General features: G+C 39.7%; 18 protein-coding genes and 1 pseudogene. 6 read left to right on the top strand and 13 right to left on the bottom strand.

Annotation, left to right across the window (positions count from 1 at the left end; genetic code table 11):
- Nucleotides 1-6: 6 nt before the first annotated feature.
- From NR125_RS01095 to NR125_RS01115, 5 genes are read right to left on the bottom strand one after another with little or no spacing between them, the layout of a single operon-like run.
- Nucleotides 7-1,359 carry an MmgE/PrpD family protein gene (locus NR125_RS01095; protein WP_050807828.1) on the bottom strand — a complete coding sequence of 451 codons (1,353 nt, stop codon included), beginning with the start codon at nucleotides 1,357-1,359 and terminating at the stop codon, nucleotides 7-9.
- A 14-nt stretch (nucleotides 1,360-1,373) separates the two neighbouring features.
- Entirely contained in the window at nucleotides 1,374-2,234 is an 861-nt protein-coding gene (locus NR125_RS01100; RefSeq protein ID WP_009334867.1) for an HpcH/HpaI aldolase/citrate lyase family protein, read from the bottom strand.
- Nucleotides 2,235-2,284: 50 nt separating this feature from the next.
- A complete protein-coding gene (locus NR125_RS01105; protein WP_009334869.1) occupies nucleotides 2,285-2,929 on the bottom strand; it encodes a GntR family transcriptional regulator in 645 nt (214 codons plus the stop codon).
- 37 nt (nucleotides 2,930-2,966) lie between these two features.
- Nucleotides 2,967-4,235 (bottom strand): TRAP transporter large permease, encoded by a 1,269-nt coding sequence (locus NR125_RS01110; RefSeq protein ID WP_009334871.1) that lies wholly within the window; start codon nucleotides 4,233-4,235, stop codon nucleotides 2,967-2,969.
- Nucleotides 4,232-4,789 carry a TRAP transporter small permease gene (locus NR125_RS01115; protein WP_009334872.1) on the bottom strand — a complete coding sequence of 186 codons (558 nt, stop codon included), beginning with the start codon at nucleotides 4,787-4,789 and terminating at the stop codon, nucleotides 4,232-4,234. The genes NR125_RS01110 and NR125_RS01115 overlap by 4 nt, the downstream gene beginning before the upstream one ends.
- Before the next feature lie 215 nt (nucleotides 4,790-5,004).
- On the opposite strand from NR125_RS01115, the gene NR125_RS01120 reads away from it, so the two are divergent.
- From NR125_RS01120 to NR125_RS01130, 3 genes are read left to right on the top strand one after another with little or no spacing between them, the layout of a single operon-like run.
- Nucleotides 5,005-5,145, top strand: coding sequence for a hypothetical protein (locus NR125_RS01120; protein ID WP_157380247.1), 141 nt, complete (start codon nucleotides 5,005-5,007; stop codon nucleotides 5,143-5,145).
- On the top strand, nucleotides 5,142-6,122 hold the full coding sequence (locus NR125_RS01125; protein ID WP_009334874.1) for an NAD(P)-dependent oxidoreductase: 981 nt from the start codon (nucleotides 5,142-5,144) through the stop codon (nucleotides 6,120-6,122). The genes NR125_RS01120 and NR125_RS01125 overlap by 4 nt, the downstream gene beginning before the upstream one ends.
- Entirely contained in the window at nucleotides 6,043-7,080 is a 1,038-nt protein-coding gene (locus tag NR125_RS01130) for a DctP family TRAP transporter solute-binding subunit (protein WP_009334876.1), read from the top strand. Before NR125_RS01125 ends, NR125_RS01130 begins: the two co-directional genes overlap by 80 nt.
- Before the next feature lie 442 nt (nucleotides 7,081-7,522).
- On the opposite strand, the gene NR125_RS01135 is transcribed toward NR125_RS01130, so the two are convergent.
- From NR125_RS01135 to NR125_RS01160, 7 genes and pseudogenes are all read right to left on the bottom strand, one after another.
- Entirely contained in the window at nucleotides 7,523-8,590 is a 1,068-nt protein-coding gene (locus NR125_RS01135) for a tartrate dehydrogenase (protein ID WP_034297205.1), read from the bottom strand.
- 2 nt (nucleotides 8,591-8,592) lie between these two features.
- On the bottom strand, nucleotides 8,593-9,174 hold the full coding sequence (locus NR125_RS01140) for a FumA C-terminus/TtdB family hydratase beta subunit (RefSeq protein WP_175502187.1): 582 nt from the start codon (nucleotides 9,172-9,174) through the stop codon (nucleotides 8,593-8,595).
- Between the two features lie 22 nt (nucleotides 9,175-9,196).
- On the bottom strand, nucleotides 9,197-10,039 hold the full coding sequence (locus NR125_RS01145; protein WP_256814648.1) for a fumarate hydratase: 843 nt from the start codon (nucleotides 10,037-10,039) through the stop codon (nucleotides 9,197-9,199).
- The gene (locus NR125_RS01150; RefSeq protein WP_009334881.1) at nucleotides 10,040-10,447 is read right to left on the bottom strand and encodes an FCD domain-containing protein; all 408 of its coding nucleotides are present in this window, start codon (nucleotides 10,445-10,447) and stop codon (nucleotides 10,040-10,042) included. It abuts the gene before it with no gap.
- Between the two features lie 6 nt (nucleotides 10,448-10,453).
- Nucleotides 10,454-10,597, bottom strand: a pseudogene (locus NR125_RS29860) (winged helix-turn-helix domain-containing protein); the annotation flags it as partial.
- A 182-nt stretch (nucleotides 10,598-10,779) separates the two neighbouring features.
- A complete protein-coding gene (gene pcaC / locus NR125_RS01155) occupies nucleotides 10,780-11,160 on the bottom strand; it encodes a 4-carboxymuconolactone decarboxylase (protein WP_009334882.1) in 381 nt (126 codons plus the stop codon).
- Complete coding sequence (locus tag NR125_RS01160; protein WP_009334883.1) at nucleotides 11,157-11,660, bottom strand: PaaI family thioesterase; 504 nt, start codon at nucleotides 11,658-11,660, stop codon at nucleotides 11,157-11,159. The genes pcaC and NR125_RS01160 overlap by 4 nt, the downstream gene beginning before the upstream one ends.
- A 192-nt stretch (nucleotides 11,661-11,852) precedes the next feature.
- Here NR125_RS01160 and NR125_RS01165 point away from each other — a divergent pair, with 192 nt between their 5' ends.
- Nucleotides 11,853-12,035 (top strand): hypothetical protein, encoded by a 183-nt coding sequence (locus tag NR125_RS01165; RefSeq protein WP_009334884.1) that lies wholly within the window; start codon nucleotides 11,853-11,855, stop codon nucleotides 12,033-12,035.
- An 86-nt stretch (nucleotides 12,036-12,121) separates the two neighbouring features.
- Here NR125_RS01165 and NR125_RS01170 read toward each other — a convergent pair whose 3' ends face one another.
- Nucleotides 12,122-13,663, bottom strand: a complete 1,542-nt coding sequence (locus NR125_RS01170) for a DHA2 family efflux MFS transporter permease subunit (protein WP_034297134.1) — start codon at nucleotides 13,661-13,663, stop codon at nucleotides 12,122-12,124.
- 189 nt (nucleotides 13,664-13,852) lie between these two features.
- Between NR125_RS01170 and NR125_RS01175 the strand changes: the two genes are divergently transcribed.
- Nucleotides 13,853-14,743, top strand: coding sequence for a TetR/AcrR family transcriptional regulator (locus NR125_RS01175; RefSeq protein WP_009334886.1), 891 nt, complete (start codon nucleotides 13,853-13,855; stop codon nucleotides 14,741-14,743).
- A gap of 121 nt (nucleotides 14,744-14,864) precedes the next feature.
- Entirely contained in the window at nucleotides 14,865-16,355 is a 1,491-nt protein-coding gene (locus NR125_RS01180) for a spore germination protein (RefSeq protein ID WP_009334887.1), read from the top strand.
- The last annotated feature ends 15 nt before the right edge of the window (nucleotides 16,356-16,370 follow it).

Below are 16,370 nucleotides of genomic sequence, written 5' to 3' on the forward strand. Positions count from 1 at the left end.
TTTTTCCTAAATACGGCTGGCTGATTCAACTGGTGTGCACAGCTGAAAAAATCCTTCCAAATCTTCTATTTCTTCTAGGCGGTATACCTGATCAATAAGTAATTCTTTGGCTTCTTCTCTGATGATATTTCCAGTTACATCCTTGAATTTTTCAATCAATTGCTGATCAGTCATTGGCAGATCCATGCTGCCTGTAGCATGCTCAACGTAATGGCTGAGTTCCCTGCCATCTGTCAATTTTACCGTTAATCTGACCTGGTCTTCTTTAATACTCTCATCAATCGTTAGGTGTATTTTTGACCTTAAAGCCTTTACTTTCGGATTATTAACGAAATCGTCTGTAAACTCATTCACGCCTGCTTTTAAATGAAGGAACCCTGCTGCAACGCAATGGTAAACACTAAATTTCCCTTCAAGTCCTGTCTTAAAATCAGTTTTTCCGGTCAGTTCTTTAACTAGCGGATGTCCTGTAACCTGAATTTCTTCCACTTCTTCTGCTTTTAGGTTATGTGCTTTCTGAATGGCAATGATTCCATCAATGGCTGGATGGGTGACAATGCCGCTGGCAAATGGTTTATAGCTGTTTTTCTCAATTTCCCATTTATCTCCCCAGTTATCTGTCAGCAGTTCCATTTTAGTTTCTTCTGATAAAACATTGATAAATCCGCGCTCTGCTTCCAATGCTTGTTTAGAACTTGTAAACCCTTCGCCTGCAATGAATGCAGCAAGCATCCCATTCATCGCTGCTTTTCCTGGATGATAAGGCTTTGTCATTGTTCCAAACATTTCCCTTAACCCGGTAGGATCGGTTGCGGCTATCCCAATAGCAAAAGAAGTCTTCTCCTCGTCAAGCCCTAAGAGCTTGCTCATTGCTGCAGCAGCGCCAATTCCTCCAACGCTGCCGGTAATATGCCAGCCCCGCCAGTAGTGGGAAGGGTATACAGCCAGGGCAAGTCTAGCCTGAACCTCACAGCCTAAAATAAATGCCTCTAAAACCTCTTTCCCGGTTTTTTTCTTATATTGGCTATAAGCTAATACAGCAGGAAAAACAGGGGAAGAAGGGTGAAGAACTGTTTCAAGCAGTGTGTCATCAAAGTCATAAATATGGGAAGACATACCGTTTAACAAAGCTGCGAAAAGCATATCAGTCTTTTCATTTCTTCCAAGAATAGATGCCTGCGGGCTGCTCTCCATCAATCTTGATACATTTAGCACTTTGTCCATTGAATCATGATAGGCTGCTCCAATAGCAACACCGAGCCAGTTTAATAGACTTCTCTTTGCTTCATATACAGCACTTCTGCTGATTTGTCCAAAATTTGTATGGTTGATATTTCTGGCAATTTGGCTGGTTACCATTTTCATCTCTCCTCTTAAAAACCTGAATATTGTAAAAGCCCTTTTGCTTTTTTATATACAGGATAATCCACTAATTTATTTCTTACCGAAATGGATGCATGGCCCTTTAGTTCAGCCTCTTCAAACGCTTCTACAATTTCTCTAGCTTCTTGCAGAACTTTTTCGTCCGGAGTAAAGACATTATGGATTACATTTAGCTGTTTTGGATGGATGGCCAGTTTGGATTTAAATCCGGAATTTCTTGCTCTTAAAGCCTCTCTGCTTAACCCTTCCTCATTAGAAAGATCAGGATATACTGCATCTACTGGACTGCCGATCCCGGCTGCTCTCGATGCATTGACAATTTGGGATCTGGCATAATAAAGTTCTTCTCCGCCATCGGTCAATTCACAATCTATATCCAGGGAATAGTCAATAGAACCAAACACCAGCCTTGGAACCAGAGAATGAGAATTTGCAATCTCATAGGCAAAGTGGACGCCCGAAGCTGTTTCAATAAGGGGCAGTACTTCAAACCGATCCTCTTTTCTGCCCGATCTCTCAAGGAGCTCAAGCACTGATTGGCAGATCACTTTCATATTGCTGCCACTTTCGGCTTTTGGAACAATGATTCCATTAGCACCTGATTCCACCGCACACTCGATATCACTTCTCCAATACACTGTAGTAAAGTCATTGATTCTAATGTATACATCTTTATTGACAAGATGATTTAATAAGTAATTTTTTGCTCTTTCCCTTGCAATCTCTTTTTCATTTATGGCAACAGCATCTTCCAGGTCAAAAATTACGCTGTCTGCTCCACTTGATAATGCTTTACCCATCATTTTTTCAGATATAGCAGGTACAAATAAATAGGAACGCTTTGCTGACATTAATGCTCCTCCTTAATGGATATTGGATCCGATCTTAATTAAGAGGCAGCTTACTCAATTACTTGAGTAAGCTCGTTCCCTGCTCTCATAATGTGATTTTCAACGAGCTGCCTTAGCATAATTGGATCCATTATTTCTAGTGCTCTTAGCATCTGTTTATGCTCTTCATTTGAGACGAACATTGTTTTTGGTATAAGGCTTGGAACATGAGCCGGATATCCCTCAATAAATTCCTTTGTCAGCAATTTGATTTTTTTCCAGTTGCATCCTTTTTGCAGAAGTAAGTGAAATTGATGGTTATGGGTGATAAAGGAATCCATATCATTGTTGCCAATATCCTGGTCCATTTTTTCAACCAAGGTGTGCAGCTCAGCCTTATCCTCTTTAGTAAGAAAATTCATCGATTTTTGAACAGTGATGCCCTCCAGGAGTGCCCTCAGATAATATAATTCTTCTATATCTTCTCTTCTAAAACCAATTACCTGGGCTCCTTTATGGGGGAGAAAGGCTACTAGTCCTTCCCTCTCGAGACAGCGGAGAGCCTCTCTTACAGGCATCCTGCTCACCCCAAATCTTGTAGCTAATTCATCTTGAATCAATCTTTCCCCCGGTTTATAAACCTGGTTGAAAATAGATTCCCTAATCATATCTGTAACTTTTTCTTGTAATGTATGAAACTCTTTTACCTGATTCATTTAAAAACTCCTTAAGCACTATAAAAACTGCCAAGAATTATTTAGCTAATAACAGTGAAATCTGCGGGAAAATAACAATTAATATAAGGGCCAACACCATAAGTGCGAAGAAAGGCAGGACTCCCCTTACTACTTCCCCTACTTTTTCCCTTGTGATTCCGCTTACAACAAAAAGGTTCAAACCGACTGGAGGCGTAATCATTGCCAACTCCATATTAATCGTCATGATGATCGCAAAGTGGATAATATTAATATCAAACATCACTAGAACCGGAAGCAGGATTGGCAAGGTGATTAAGATAATTGCAACAGCTTCCAGGAACATTCCCAGCACGAAGAACATTAAATTAACACCAATCATAAAGATCCATTTGTTCGTTGTGCTTTCTTCAATCCATGCCGCGAAACTTTGCGGTACTTGCTCCGTCGTCAAGAACATTCCGAAGATCATGGCTGACGCAATAACAAGGAAGATCATCGAAGTAATATTGATGGATTCCTTAAGTACTTCCCTGAATTTAGGGAATGACATTTCTTTATAGATAAATACTGAAACAATGATTCCATAGAAACATGAAACAAATGCTGCTTCAGTTGGGGTAACAATCCCAGAGTAAATTCCTCCGAGAATAATAACAGGAAGAAGAAAACCCCAAATGGCCTTATAGGTTTTTTTCAAGCGTACATGCATTGGCTCTTTCGGCAATTTACCATAGTTATTAATGCGTGCGTTAACAATTGCAGAAACAAGTAAAATACCGCCTAGCAATAAACCCGGGATAATCCCTGCAGCAAAAAGTTTACCTACAGATTCTTCTGCAACAGACGCGTAGATGATTAATGGGATGGAAGGAGGAATCAGAATTCCAAGTGTCCCAGCTGCTGCAACTAATCCCATAGCATAGCGTTTGCTGTAGCCTGCTTTTACCATTCCAGGAATCATAATGCTCCCGATTGCTGCTGCTGTAGCTGGACTTGAACCGGAAATTGCAGCAAAAATCATACATGCAAGAATGGTAACAACCGCAAGACCTCCGCGAATATGGCCGACCCAAGATTTTAGAGCTTCAATCAAATGAAAGGATATACCGCCTTTTGACATAATGATTCCAGCAAATACAAACCCTGGAATAGCCATTAGTGTTGCTGAATTTAAGGAGTTAAACATTTTTTGGATGACAGTATATAGGGTAAAGTCGATCATGGACAGAGCTACAACACTTGATAGCCCTAAGCTGACCGCAATAGGAACTCTAATGAGGCAAAGAATGGCAAAGACCAAAAATAATACTAGAACCGGACTCATGCTCCCACTCCCTTCTGATCGGTTTCTTTCTTATTTAACTCCTGCATTTCTTCATAAAGGTTTTCAAGTTCTCCTGTAATTTCACGTTTATCCCCTGTAAATGCCCGATAAGCCTTCACAATAAAGTAAACCCCAAGCAAACTCATTCCAACAGGCAGAACCAAATACGTAATCCAAATTGGAATCCCGACATCGATGGTTGTGATCCCCTGCTCTTTTGAAAGCGTTATCAATTCAAGGGATGAAAAAGCTAGGTAAAAGGTGAAGCACGCTCCTATAATATTACTAATACCGGCAACGATCTTTTTTAATTCTTTTGGCAGCATATCAAACAATAACTCTACCTGAATGTGACGATTGTCTTTTAAAGCCATTCCAAACCCAATAAAAATAGACCAAACGAGAAGAAATTCAAAAATCTCAGTGACCCATGCCTGTGGCGCATTTAACACATATCTGGTAAAAACACCATATAAACTGACAACTACTCCTCCAATAAATAGCAATCCAGCTGCGCCTTCTTCGATGTGATCAAGCCATTTAAAGAGCTTCATACAATCAACTCCTTTTTCGGATTGTATCCAATCCTTGCTTGGTTTCTTTTTCAATATACAAGAAACAGAAATAAAAATAAACAGAAAATTTTATTTTTTTATTATTTTTTGTGTATTCACAATATTCTACTGATTTGTTATACTATTTTTATCATCCTGTATTAGCACCTCGTAATATTTGTTTTGTATCCAAAATCCAAAAAGGAGGTCGAAAGGTGGTATTAAAAGAAAGTACTTTGGCACTAAGAAAAAAATCCTCTTTAGTCAATGAAAATCAGAAAAATAATGATCTTGACCAAAGAAGAAAAAAGGTTCCTTCTTTACATAAGGGGCTTAAAGGAGATGTTCTTATTTGAATGAAAATATTGGCTTTATCGGACTAGGGAAAATGGGTCTGCCAATGGCAATGAATCTCCTTAAGAACGGATACTATGTTTTTGGCTCTGATGTTAATGAAAACGCATTAATTGAACTCCAGGCATTGGGTGGAAAAACCGGGGGTGTAAAAGATTGGATTGATAAAGTAAAGTATGTTGTTTTAATGCTCCCTTCCTCTGTTATCGTTAATAAGGTAGTGGAAGAAATCATTGACGCACGATCTTCGAGTACGCCCAAAGACCAGGATTCTCTCATAATTATTGATATGAGCAGTTCTTATCCTGCTGATACGAGAGAGAATAGCAGTAAACTGGAACCCTATAATATAGGCTTTGTTGATGCTCCTGTAAGCGGCGGAGTAAAAAAAGCAGTTGATGGGACATTGACGATTATGGCCGGCGGATCAGCTGAACAATTCGAACAATGTAAGCGCTTGCTTGAGTCCATGGGCACCAGTATTACATTAGTTGGGCCATCCGGAAGCGGCCACTTAATAAAATCAATTAATAATTACTTATCAGCTACCCATCTTTTAGCATCCTGTGAGGCTGTGCAATTGCTGGAGAATTTTGGTGTGGTTCCTGAAAAGGCAGTCAATGTCATTAATCAAAGTACCGGCAGGAGCGGCTCAACAGAATACAAGTTCCCAAGTTTCATTTTGACAGAAACTTATAATTCAGGGTTTTCTCTGGAATTGATAAAAAAAGACATAGGTATGGCAAATCAGCTTTTTAAAGATGCTGATGCTGCTACATCACTGCCACAGATCGTATTTCAAAAGTTCAGTGAAGCAAGCAATGCATTAGACAAAGATGCTGACCATACAGAAATAAATAAATTTGTCTCAAGTTATTTATTAAAAAGGGGGATTCTAAATGAAGAAAATGAAGAAATTGTTCCTGGGGGCTCTTGCTCTGGTAATGATGTTCACCCTCGCGGCGTGCGGCAATTCTGAGAAAACTGAAGGTTCAGGCAGCGGTGCTGAAAGCGATGGAGTTCAAGAGATAACAATTAAAATTGCTCACGTTGTAGCTGAAAATACTCCAAAACATCAAGGTGCTCTAAAAATGAAAGAGGTCATTGAAAAAGAGTCAGACGGCAAGATTAAAGTACAAGTGTACCCTAACAGCTCTTTATTTGGCGATAAGGATGAATATCAAAATCTTGTTGCAAACAATGTTCAATTCATTTTGCCTGATATGTCTAAGCTTGTAGGGAATGACCCTGGATTTAATATCCCTGCAATGCCTTTCCTTTTTGAAAGCGATGAAGCTGCAAATGCGTTCTGGGATGGCGAAAAAGGGCAGGAAATTTTTAAGCGCCTTGAAAAAGATGGAGTACTTGGAATGGCCATGTGGCCAAATGGCGCAAAGCACATGACTAATGATAAAAAGGCGATCAAGAAGCCAGGGGATTTAGATGGAATGAAGATTCGGACTCAAGGTGGACAATTGCTTGAAGCGATCTATGCTGAATTAGGAGCTGGTTCAGCTTCCATTCCTTTCGGTGAATTATATACTGCCCTTCAGCAGGGAACAGTTGATGGACAGGAAAACACTTTCAGTAACATTGAATCCAAAAAGTTTGATGAAGTGCAAAAATATATGACGATAATGGGGCATACCCGTGTTGACTATGCTTTGCTGACTAATACAAAATTCTGGGAAGGCTTAAATGATGAAACAAAGGCAATTGTACAAAAAGGTGTTGACGAAGGAACAAAGCTGGCAAGAGAGTCTGCTAAAAAGCTTAATGACGATGCCTTGGCAAAATTAAAAGACAATGGGCAAGTTGAAATCAATGAGCTTTCTGATGCTGAAATTGAAGAATTCAAAAAGACTCTTGAACCAATTTACAATGAGTGGGCTGAAAAAATCGGCAAAGATATCATTGAGGATGCTGAAAGCAAATAAAACTGCTTTTTTAATAGTGAGATTCAAAGGGCAACCGCACCAGTTAAGGAGCGGTTGTTTTTTAATAATTCAAAGTCATGTCTATTAATTATTACTGCAAGAACAGGCTCCCTGTCTCCCTTGAAAAAAAAGAGCATGGAGAAATCCCTTCCTGCAAAACTATTAAAAATAAGACTGGATTCCCTTGTTGTTTTTTCACCCTGTTGTTTGGAGCGGAAAGCAATCGATCCCTGAAAATGATTTCGCTCGTGAAGCTTATTCAATATCATGAGTACGGCTTATAGGTGGACAAATCAAGATCAAGACGACGGGGAACGCAAAGAACCGTCCACTATAGCTTGAAGCCAGTTGCGAAAATAAACAGTAAATATAACAAACCCTACAATAAAAAAGAATCCCAGATTGAAAAACTGGGATTCTTTTATTACAACGATATTAAGAGTTAAACTGAAACCGCCTTTTTAAGCCGTCTGCATATCTCGTCTGCAACCTCTTCTGTTGAAGAAGTCCCTCCAATATCAGGAGTCTTTATACCATCATTTGTGACGTCCTCTATTATATCGAGAAGCTTACTGCCTAATTCCTCTTCACCAAAGTGGTCCAGCATCATTTTGGCGGTCCAAATTTGTCCAATTGGATTAGCAATTCCTTTTCCTACTATATCAGGTGCGGAGCCGTGTACCGGCTCAAACATGGAAGGATACTTTCCGTTAAGATTGATATTAGCTGCAGGAGCAATTCCAATACTCCCCATAATTGCACCTCCAATATCAGTTAATATGTCCCCAAATAGGTTGCTGGCTACAATGACATCAAATATTTGTGGACGAGTTAAAAAAAATGCAGCAAGTGCATCAATATGATAAGAAGCAGTCTGTACATCCTGATACTCTTCCTTGACTTCGTTAAATACTTCATCCCAGAATGGCATAGAATGAAAAATCCCATTAGACTTGGTAGCTGATGTCACATGGCCTCTTCTTTTCTTTGCTAGTTCGAAGGCATAGTGCATCGCTCTTTCTGTTCCCTTTTTTGTAAAAATAGCATTCTGGATGGCCAGTTCATCATCACCTTTATGAATTCTCCCGCCTACCTCACTATACTCTCCCTCACTGTTTTCCCTGACTACAATTAAATCAAAATCATTAGGGTTGACTAGCGGCGACTTTAACCCTTTAAAATACTTTGCAGGACGAATATTAATAGATTGTTCAAATTCCCTTCTAATCTTAATTAACAGACCCCATAAGGCAATGTGGTCTTGCACTAAAGCTGGATTACCGATGGCACCAAGAAAAATAGAGTCAAAGTTTTTTAATATTTTTAAGCCATCATCTGGCATCATCTTTCCGTGTTCCACATAATAATCACTGCTCCAAGGGAAAGATTGAAAATCAAATTTTATTCCACCGTGAACTTCTGCAACTGTTTCTAATACCTTTAAAGATACAGGTACTACTTCTTTTCCAATTCCATCCCCCGGTATTACGGCAACTTCAAATTTTTTCATCATCACACAGCTCCCTTATTTGTTTTTTGTTTGAAATTTTCATACTTTGCAATCTCCTGCTGGTATAAATCGTCACCGTTTGAATCATAAGCTACAAGCAAAGGGAAATCCTGAACTTCTAATCTTCTTATCGCTTCTGGTCCTAAGTCTTCATATGCAACCACCTGGACAGCTTTCACTCTCCTGCTTAGAATGGTTGACAATCCACCAATGGCTGCAAAAGAAACTGCGCCATGTTTCTTGCAGGCATCCTTCACCATATCTCTCCTTGGCCCTTTGCCAATCGTTCCGACAACCCCATATTCGTACATTGCGGGTGCGTATGGATCCATCCTAAATGCAGTAGTCGGTGCCACCGGTCCTATTACCTGACCAGGCTTTGGAGGACATGGACCTGCATAAAAGATGACTTCCCCTTTTAGTTCCACTGGCAAAGGCTTATTATTTTCAAGCAGCTCTACCATTCTTTTATGCGCAGCGTCTCTGGCCATGAAAATCGTTCCTGTAAGCAGTACAGTATCGCCAATTTTTAATTTTTTTATATCTTCCTTGGTTATAGGTGTTTGCAGCCTGTATTCCGGCAATCGAATCCCTCCTTTCATTCATTTAAATAACAATAGTTTTCTTTCTTGCAGCATGGCACTGAATATTAACTGCCACAGGCAAGGCTGTAATATGGCATGCGAATGTTTCAATAGGCACCCATAATGCTGTGCTCGTCCCGCCAAGTCCCTGCGGTCCAATCCCTGTATCATTAATGGCTTCCAGTAATTCCTTTTCAAGCTCTGCAATATGAGGGTCAGGGTGGTGAACACCAATCTCTCTTAGCACAGCATGTTTCGCAAGAGATGTTACTTTATCAAAACTGCCTCCAATCCCCACGCCGACCACAACGGGCGGGCATGCCTTCCCTCCAGCATCTTTGATTGTCTGAAGGACAAAATTCTTAACACCTTCGACACCTTCTCCTGGAAGCAGAAATTTCATGGCGCTCATATTCTCACTGCCTCCGCCCTTTGGCAGGACAGTAATCTTAATTTGATCCCCATGTACAATTTCGGTATGTACGACTGCTGGGGTATTATCTCCTGTGTTTATCCGAAGCAAAGGATCTCCTACAACAGATTTGCGCAAATATCCTTCTCTGTATCCAGTCCGAACTCCTTCTTGAATGCAATCTAAGTAATTTCCGCCTATAATATGCACATCTTGCCCGATCTCAACAAAAACAACAGCCATTCCCGTATCATGACAATAAGGCATATGATTAGTTTTAGCTTCTTCAGCATTCTCCATCAGCTGCTGAAGAATGGACTTCCCAATAGGTGAAGCCTCTGTTTTTTCGGCTCGTTTAAACCCTGCCAGAACATCATCGGGCAAATAGTAGCACGCTTCCCAGCAAAGTTTGGCAACGCTTTCAGTTAAAAGCTCAGCATTCACAATCCTCATTTAATCTCCTCTTTTCCCTCCAAAAGATATATCAGGTGTTTTAAATCCTCCTGGGTATGTTCCTTTAAACATTGTGCCTCGCTCATCTCCCTCAATATTTAAAAGCCTGTAATAATAAATTAATGAATGAAGTTCATCCACTAGTATTTTTAACCTTTCATTATCACTAATTAAAATGATTTTCAAATGAAATTGTGTGTTCCACTTTACGATTTCTTCCTTATCATTTTTTTCGATTGCCGCTTCTGTTCCAGCTAAGATTATTTTCAGTTCTTCAATTTGCGCCTCTGTTGCCCGCTCTGCTGCCAGAGCTACAGCAGCAGATTCAAGTGCAATCCTGCAGCCGTAAATATCTCTGACATCTTTTAAAGTTGGCTTATATACCGTTAATTGAGAATTTTCATCCATAATCAGAAGGCCCTCATTAATTAAAGTCCTAATCGCTTCTCTAACAGGGCTGCGGCTGATAGAGAATTGCTTGGCAAGCTGTGCTTCAAATAATCGGTCTCCTGGTTTATATTCTCCGTGCCAAATTCGCTCTTTAATTTCTTGCTGAATTTACAGGTAAAACGGAAGTGCTTTCTCAAGAGGTTTCTGGCTCATATTTACCCCCAATAAATTTTCCTGTCGGCTGTCGACACCTTAATTATCTAAAAACTAATTAATTAAATAATGAAACACCATTTCTAATTAACCTTTCAGAATGGTGTTTCATAACTGTAAGTACGGCTAGCAGATTATTATTCTTCTATTCCCATTTCCCTAAAAATCTCTTGGGCAGTTTTAAAGCTATCCAATGATGCCGGTACTCCGCAATAAATGGCAGTCTGTAAAAATATCTCCTGAATCTCTTCTTTTGTAACCCCATTATTGATTGCACCGCGCAGGTGAAGCTTTAATTCGTGCGGACGGTTTAAAGCTGTCAGCATAGCTAAATTAATCATGCTTCTCGTCTTTTTAGGAAGCCCTTCTCTAGTCCAAATTTCTCCCCAGCAATATTCCGTAACTAATTCCTGAAGAGGCTTGGTAAAACTGGTAGCGTTTTTAATTGAGTTATCAACATATTCAGCCCCTAAAACTTCACGCCTTACTTGTAATCCGTCATCAAATTTTACACTCATTTTAAATCCTCCTCCTTATGTTTTAAAAAAAATGTCCCCAATGCAATTGCCACTGTCTGCCCTTTTTCATCCAGAATTTTGCACTCTGAAACAACAGTACTTCTGCCAAGATGTACTATTGCAGGTTTGGCATACAACTTTGCTCCTTTGCCAGGCTTTATATAATTCATTTTCAATTCCAAGTTGTAGACTTCGGAATCTTGTGGTATCTGGGTCATTATGTGGAAACCAATAGATACATCTGCCAATGTATAGAGAGCTCCTCCTTGGGCAACATCATATGTATTGGCATTTTGCATACCCAATTCCATGCTCATTTCTTCATTTTCTTCAAAACCGATCCCTAAAAGTCTCCCTGTATAATGCAGTTCCTTTTTTGATCCTTTAAGTGCCCTTATAACATGAAAGACTTGATCTACTTCATCACTTGAAAGATTCTCAATTTCTTTTAAAATATCACTGGCAGCTGTAAGGGTTTTAATTCCTACCCCTCCTCCCATATGTATAATTTTACTATCTATTATTAGGATACTGGATCCAGTAATAAACGTCTACACTTTTCTGAATTTTTTAAATTTAAAAATAGTAAGGGTGTTTTATTATCATATTTTTTTAACTCAAATTTAATCCCTACTTGACTAATCGGATAAATATGAATTAAAATAAAACTAACAAAAGGGAGGGTTCATTACATGCCATTAAACAGAGAAACGTTAATCAGCAAATTATTATCTCTATCTAAATTCCAGCATAATCATAGCTTGTTCAATTTAAGTGACCGAAAGCTGGAAGCTCTGTATCTGGATCATATTCTTTTTTCACCTCACCCTCACAGCGGACATCAATCAATCAAATTAGTTGGAAAAAATAGATAATAAGAAAGCCTGCTAATGCTCAGAATGCATAGCAGGCTTTTTCATATAACCATAAAAAAGAGGGAATCCAAGATACCCTCTTCTAACTAATTTTTTGCTAATTTAGGCACCATATTCTCCTGCTTTGGCTCTTCAACCGAGTCTTCCATTGGTATTGCACGTTTAATGAAGAAGGCCAGAACCAGTGCAGCTGCTGCGATGAAGGTTGCTACGAAGAAAGCATCGTTGATTCCCTCAAGCATGGCTTTCATTAAAACTTGCTGCTGCATTTCCGCCACAGCGGCTTCAGTCATTTGGCCGCCATTAGCCATAGCCCCGCCTTTCATCGCTTCTTTCGCGATTTCAGCAGCATGCGTTTCCGTCCTTGTTGACATAACTGTTACCAATAAGGCTGTACCAATGGCTCCTGCCACCTGGTTCAGCGTGTTGTTCATTGCTGTTCCATGAGGATAAAGTCTTCTTGGCAGCTGGTTCAAGCCATTCGTAGAAACTGGCATCATGACCATGGACATCCCAAACATCCTGATTGAGTTCAGAATTATCAGCTGTGTATAAGTTGTTTCCAGAGTCAGCCTGCTGAATGCATAAGTAGTTCCCACTGTAATGGCTAACCCAATGATCGCCAGTATCCGGCCGCCGATTTTATCGAACAGCTTTCCTGTTAATGGCGACATCACGGCCATAACAATGGCACCTGGAAGCATCATCAATCCTGCATCCAGCGGTGAAATTCCCCTTAGTGTCTGAACATAAATCGGAATCAGAATCATCCCGGAGAACAGCGCCATATTTACGGTCATGCTGATGGCTGATGACAAGGCAAACATCGGATACTTATATACCCCAAAGTTGAGCATTGGACGATCAGATTTTGATTGTTTTAGGATAAACCATACTAAGCTGATGACACCTACAGCAATTGTCAAATATACATGAGGGCTATCCCAGCCTTTGTTCCCTGCAGAACTGAATCCATAAAGTATTCCGCCAAACCCTACACTTGATAGAATTAGGGAAAACAGGTCCAGACGAATATTCACTTTTTCCTTTTTGTCTTTTAGCATGACGGCACCAAGCACTAGTATGACACCGGCAATTGGTGAAAGGAAGTGGAATAGCATTCTCCAATCATAATGTTCAATAATCCATCCGGAAAGAGTAGGCCCAATAGCAGGGGCAAACATTAAGATCAGGCCAAATACACCCATGGCTGCTCCGCGTTTTTCCACCGGAAAGCTGATCAGCATAACATTCATTAACAAAGGCATCATGATTGCCGATCCTGATGCCTGCAGCATTCTGCCTGCCAGCAATACCGGGAATGCATGAGCAACACCCGCTACAAGCGTACCAATTGTAAATAGCCCCATTGCCACAATAAATAACCTGCGGACTGTATATTTTTCAATTAAAAAGGCAGTAGCCGGGATCAAAATACCATTTACCAGCATAAAGCCGGTAGTCAGCCACTGCACTGTTGCCGCTTCAATTTCTAAATCTGCCATAATAGATGGCAAGGCAATATTTAACAATGTATTATTCAAAAAGGCAATAAATGCCCCAATCATTAAAACAGCCAGAATCCCATAGGGCGGTCGATCTGTTTTTTTATTTATTGCTTGTTCCATTTGCATTTTTCCTCCTGTACTATCAGTTCATTCTTTTATACTTGCGTTACACACAAACCATATAATATACCATGAGTACAATTTTTGCAACAAAAAAATCCTTGTTAAATAGAGGGTTTGTGAAAAGTCTTAGAATGATGTACTATTAAATTATACACACAGTTCAAATAAAATGACAGGTGATAATAAATGAATGACAGGAAACTGCATGTAATAGAAAAAGCACATCAATTATTCCTGGATAAAGGGTTTCAAGCTACCTCCATTCAGGATATTTTAGAATACAGCGGGATTTCTAAAGGAACCTTCTATAATTATTTTTCCTCTAAAAATGAGCTGCTTATGTCCATTTTTAAAACATTGCATAAAAAAATGGAAGATGAACGCAATAAGCTCCTTATTGGCCAGGATCCAAGCAGCTTAGAAGTATTCACACAGCAGATAGAATTACAAATGAATATGAATCGGACGAATAAATTGGTTGCCCTTTTTGAAGAAGTGCTTGTTTCAAATGATCCTGAACTCAAGCAGTTCATTAAAGAAGGCCAGCTTAGAATGGTGGATTGGATTTTCAACCGGTTTATTGAAATTTTTGGTGAAGACAAGAAACCCTATTTGCTGGACTGCGCTGTGATGTTCCTTGGAATCCTCCATCATAACGTAAAATACTATACAAAATTCTTTGAGTTCTCTTCAAGCATTAATCCTGTGGTCCGTTATAGTGTAGAAAGAATCAGGAAGGTCGTTGAAGAGGTCAGTTCTGCCGATGAATACCTGCTGAAGCCTGAACTGATTGAAAACAGATTTAAGCAGACAGATCATAGAAATGTGCATATTCTTTGCAAATCCATTTTGACTTTAAAAAAGTCCATACAGCAGGAATCTCAGAACGATTGCATGGATCTTCTGGACTTTATTCAGGAAGAAATGGTTCATTCGAAAAAGCCAAGAAAATTTCTCATTGATAGCGCACTGAATACGTTGCGCAGCTGCATTTCCTTTTTGGATGCTAAAGAATTTGAGAATCTTGAAATGCTTGTTTCTGCCTGTTTTAAACAGCCGGAAGAAGAACCCGTGTAATTAAAAAAGCCTTCCTCCTTCTTCAGGAAGGCTTTTTTTAGCTATCCCCGTCTATTCATTCATAATCCTTCCAAAAACGGTAACACTACACATAATGCCGAAACAAACTGGTGATTTGTGTATGAAAAAAGAGTTAAAAAAGAAGAAGAATATATCCGAGTATGAATTTGTCGAGCTGGAAAAGTCCTTTTCACGATCTCACGATTTCCAAAAGGTAAATTATAGCAATAGGCAAACAGGTCTCTGTTTTTCTTTTATTTATTTCAAAACACTGACTGACCAAAAAATGATCACAAAGAGTTTGCTTCCTCAGCTTCTTCAGGGTGAGTTCAACAAGATCGATGATTTGAAAAAGCTTTTGCCATCGGCAAGCATACAAATTTGTGAGGATCTTTCAAAAGTAGAACATTTGCTTTTAAATGGCTATGTGATGGTTACAGTAGAAGCAGAAAAGCAAAAAGCGGCTTTTATGGCTGCTAAATGTTCATATGTAAGGGAGCTGACGCATCCGGAAGTCGAGCAAACGGTTATTGGACCGAAGGAAGCTTTTGTCGAGTCTTTAAACAATAATTTAAATTTAATCCGCAAACGGCTGCCAGTCTCTGAACTGATCATTGAGGAATATATAATCGGAAGCATATCCAGAACAGTGGTGGCCGTTCTCTATATTGAGGGAATCACGAATGCAGATTATGTCAGCATGGTTAAAGAAAGAATTGAAAATATCGATTTTGATGAAATCACTGACAGTTCTTATATTGGACAGCTCATTTCTGATAATAAGAACTCTCCTTTCCCTCAGCTGCTGGATACAGAAAGACCGGACAGGGCAGCCGCTGTCCTTGCAGAAGGAAAAATCGTGATCGCCATAGATGGGTCACCGCATGTGCTGATTACCCCTACAACGTTTTCTGAATTCTTCAGTTCCTTTGAAGATTATTTTTTAAATTGGACTATCGCTTCTTTTGCAAGAATATTGCGGGCCTTTTCTGTTATATTTTCCATACAGATCACGTCCATTTATGTTGCAACGCTTACATATCATATGGAGCTTATCCCCACGGATTTGTTAGGTACACTGGTGACTTCAAGACAGCATATTCCCCTGCCGCCTTTCTATGAAGCTTTAATGCTTGAACTGGTAATTGAGCTTTTAAGAGAAGCTGGAGCCAGACTGCCCACGAAAGTCGGGCAGACAATCGGTATCGTAGGAGGGATTGTCATTGGAACTGCATCTGTACAGGCAGGACTGACAAGTAATGTCTTGTTAATCATTATCGCATTGGCAGCTCTTGCCTCTTTTACAACACCTGTTTACAAGATGAATAATACGATTCGATTTCTAAGATTTCCGTTTTTAATTTTCGCCAATTTATGGGGTTTTGTAGGTGTGTTGTTCTGTTCCTGCATCTTGCTGACGCATATGATCAGGCTTACCTCTCTCGGAAGACCGTTTTTGGAGCCGTTTTACCCGCCAAGATACCGGGACTTGAAAGATTCATTTCTCAGATTTCCGTTTCAGCCTTTAAGGCCGGTGTATTTAAGAACTCAGAATCCGCATCGGTTTCAGCCCCCTCAGAAATCAAAAGTTAAGAGAGATATTGATGAATAACAGCCTGGCTAAAAG

The sequence above is a fragment of the Cytobacillus sp. Bac17 genome (assembly GCF_024519925.1).
Lineage (GTDB): Bacteria > Bacillota > Bacilli > Bacillales > Cytobacillaceae > Cytobacillus > Cytobacillus pseudoceanisediminis.

What these genes read in the sequence shown, in the direction of transcription:
- NR125_RS01095 (WP_050807828.1), bottom strand. Translation starts at nt 1,359, where the DNA reads ATGGTAACCAGCCAAATTGCCAGAAATATCAACCATACAAATTTTGGA.
- NR125_RS01100 (WP_009334867.1), bottom strand. Translation starts at nt 2,234, where the DNA reads ATGTCAGCAAAGCGTTCCTATTTATTTGTACCTGCTATATCTGAAAAA.
- NR125_RS01105 (WP_009334869.1), bottom strand. Translation starts at nt 2,929, where the DNA reads ATGAATCAGGTAAAAGAGTTTCATACATTACAAGAAAAAGTTACAGAT.
- NR125_RS01110 (WP_009334871.1), bottom strand. Translation starts at nt 4,235, where the DNA reads ATGAGTCCGGTTCTAGTATTATTTTTGGTCTTTGCCATTCTTTGCCTC.
- NR125_RS01115 (WP_009334872.1), bottom strand. Translation starts at nt 4,789, where the DNA reads ATGAAGCTCTTTAAATGGCTTGATCACATCGAAGAAGGCGCAGCTGGA.
- NR125_RS01130 (WP_009334876.1), top strand. Translation starts at nt 6,043, where the DNA reads ATGAAGAAAATGAAGAAATTGTTCCTGGGGGCTCTTGCTCTGGTAATG.
- NR125_RS01135 (WP_034297205.1), bottom strand. Translation starts at nt 8,590, where the DNA reads ATGAAAAAATTTGAAGTTGCCGTAATACCGGGGGATGGAATTGGAAAA.
- NR125_RS01145 (WP_256814648.1), bottom strand. Translation starts at nt 10,039, where the DNA reads ATGAGGATTGTGAATGCTGAGCTTTTAACTGAAAGCGTTGCCAAACTT.
- NR125_RS01150 (WP_009334881.1), bottom strand. Translation starts at nt 10,447, where the DNA reads ATGGATGAAAATTCTCAATTAACGGTATATAAGCCAACTTTAAAAGAT.
- pcaC (WP_009334882.1), bottom strand. Translation starts at nt 11,160, where the DNA reads ATGAGTGTAAAATTTGATGACGGATTACAAGTAAGGCGTGAAGTTTTA.
- NR125_RS01160 (WP_009334883.1), bottom strand. Translation starts at nt 11,660, where the DNA reads ATGGGAGGAGGGGTAGGAATTAAAACCCTTACAGCTGCCAGTGATATT.
- NR125_RS01165 (WP_009334884.1), top strand. Translation starts at nt 11,853, where the DNA reads ATGCCATTAAACAGAGAAACGTTAATCAGCAAATTATTATCTCTATCT.
- NR125_RS01170 (WP_034297134.1), bottom strand. Translation starts at nt 13,663, where the DNA reads ATGGAACAAGCAATAAATAAAAAAACAGATCGACCGCCCTATGGGATT.
- NR125_RS01175 (WP_009334886.1), top strand. Translation starts at nt 13,853, where the DNA reads ATGAATGACAGGAAACTGCATGTAATAGAAAAAGCACATCAATTATTC.
- NR125_RS01180 (WP_009334887.1), top strand. Translation starts at nt 14,865, where the DNA reads ATGAAAAAAGAGTTAAAAAAGAAGAAGAATATATCCGAGTATGAATTT.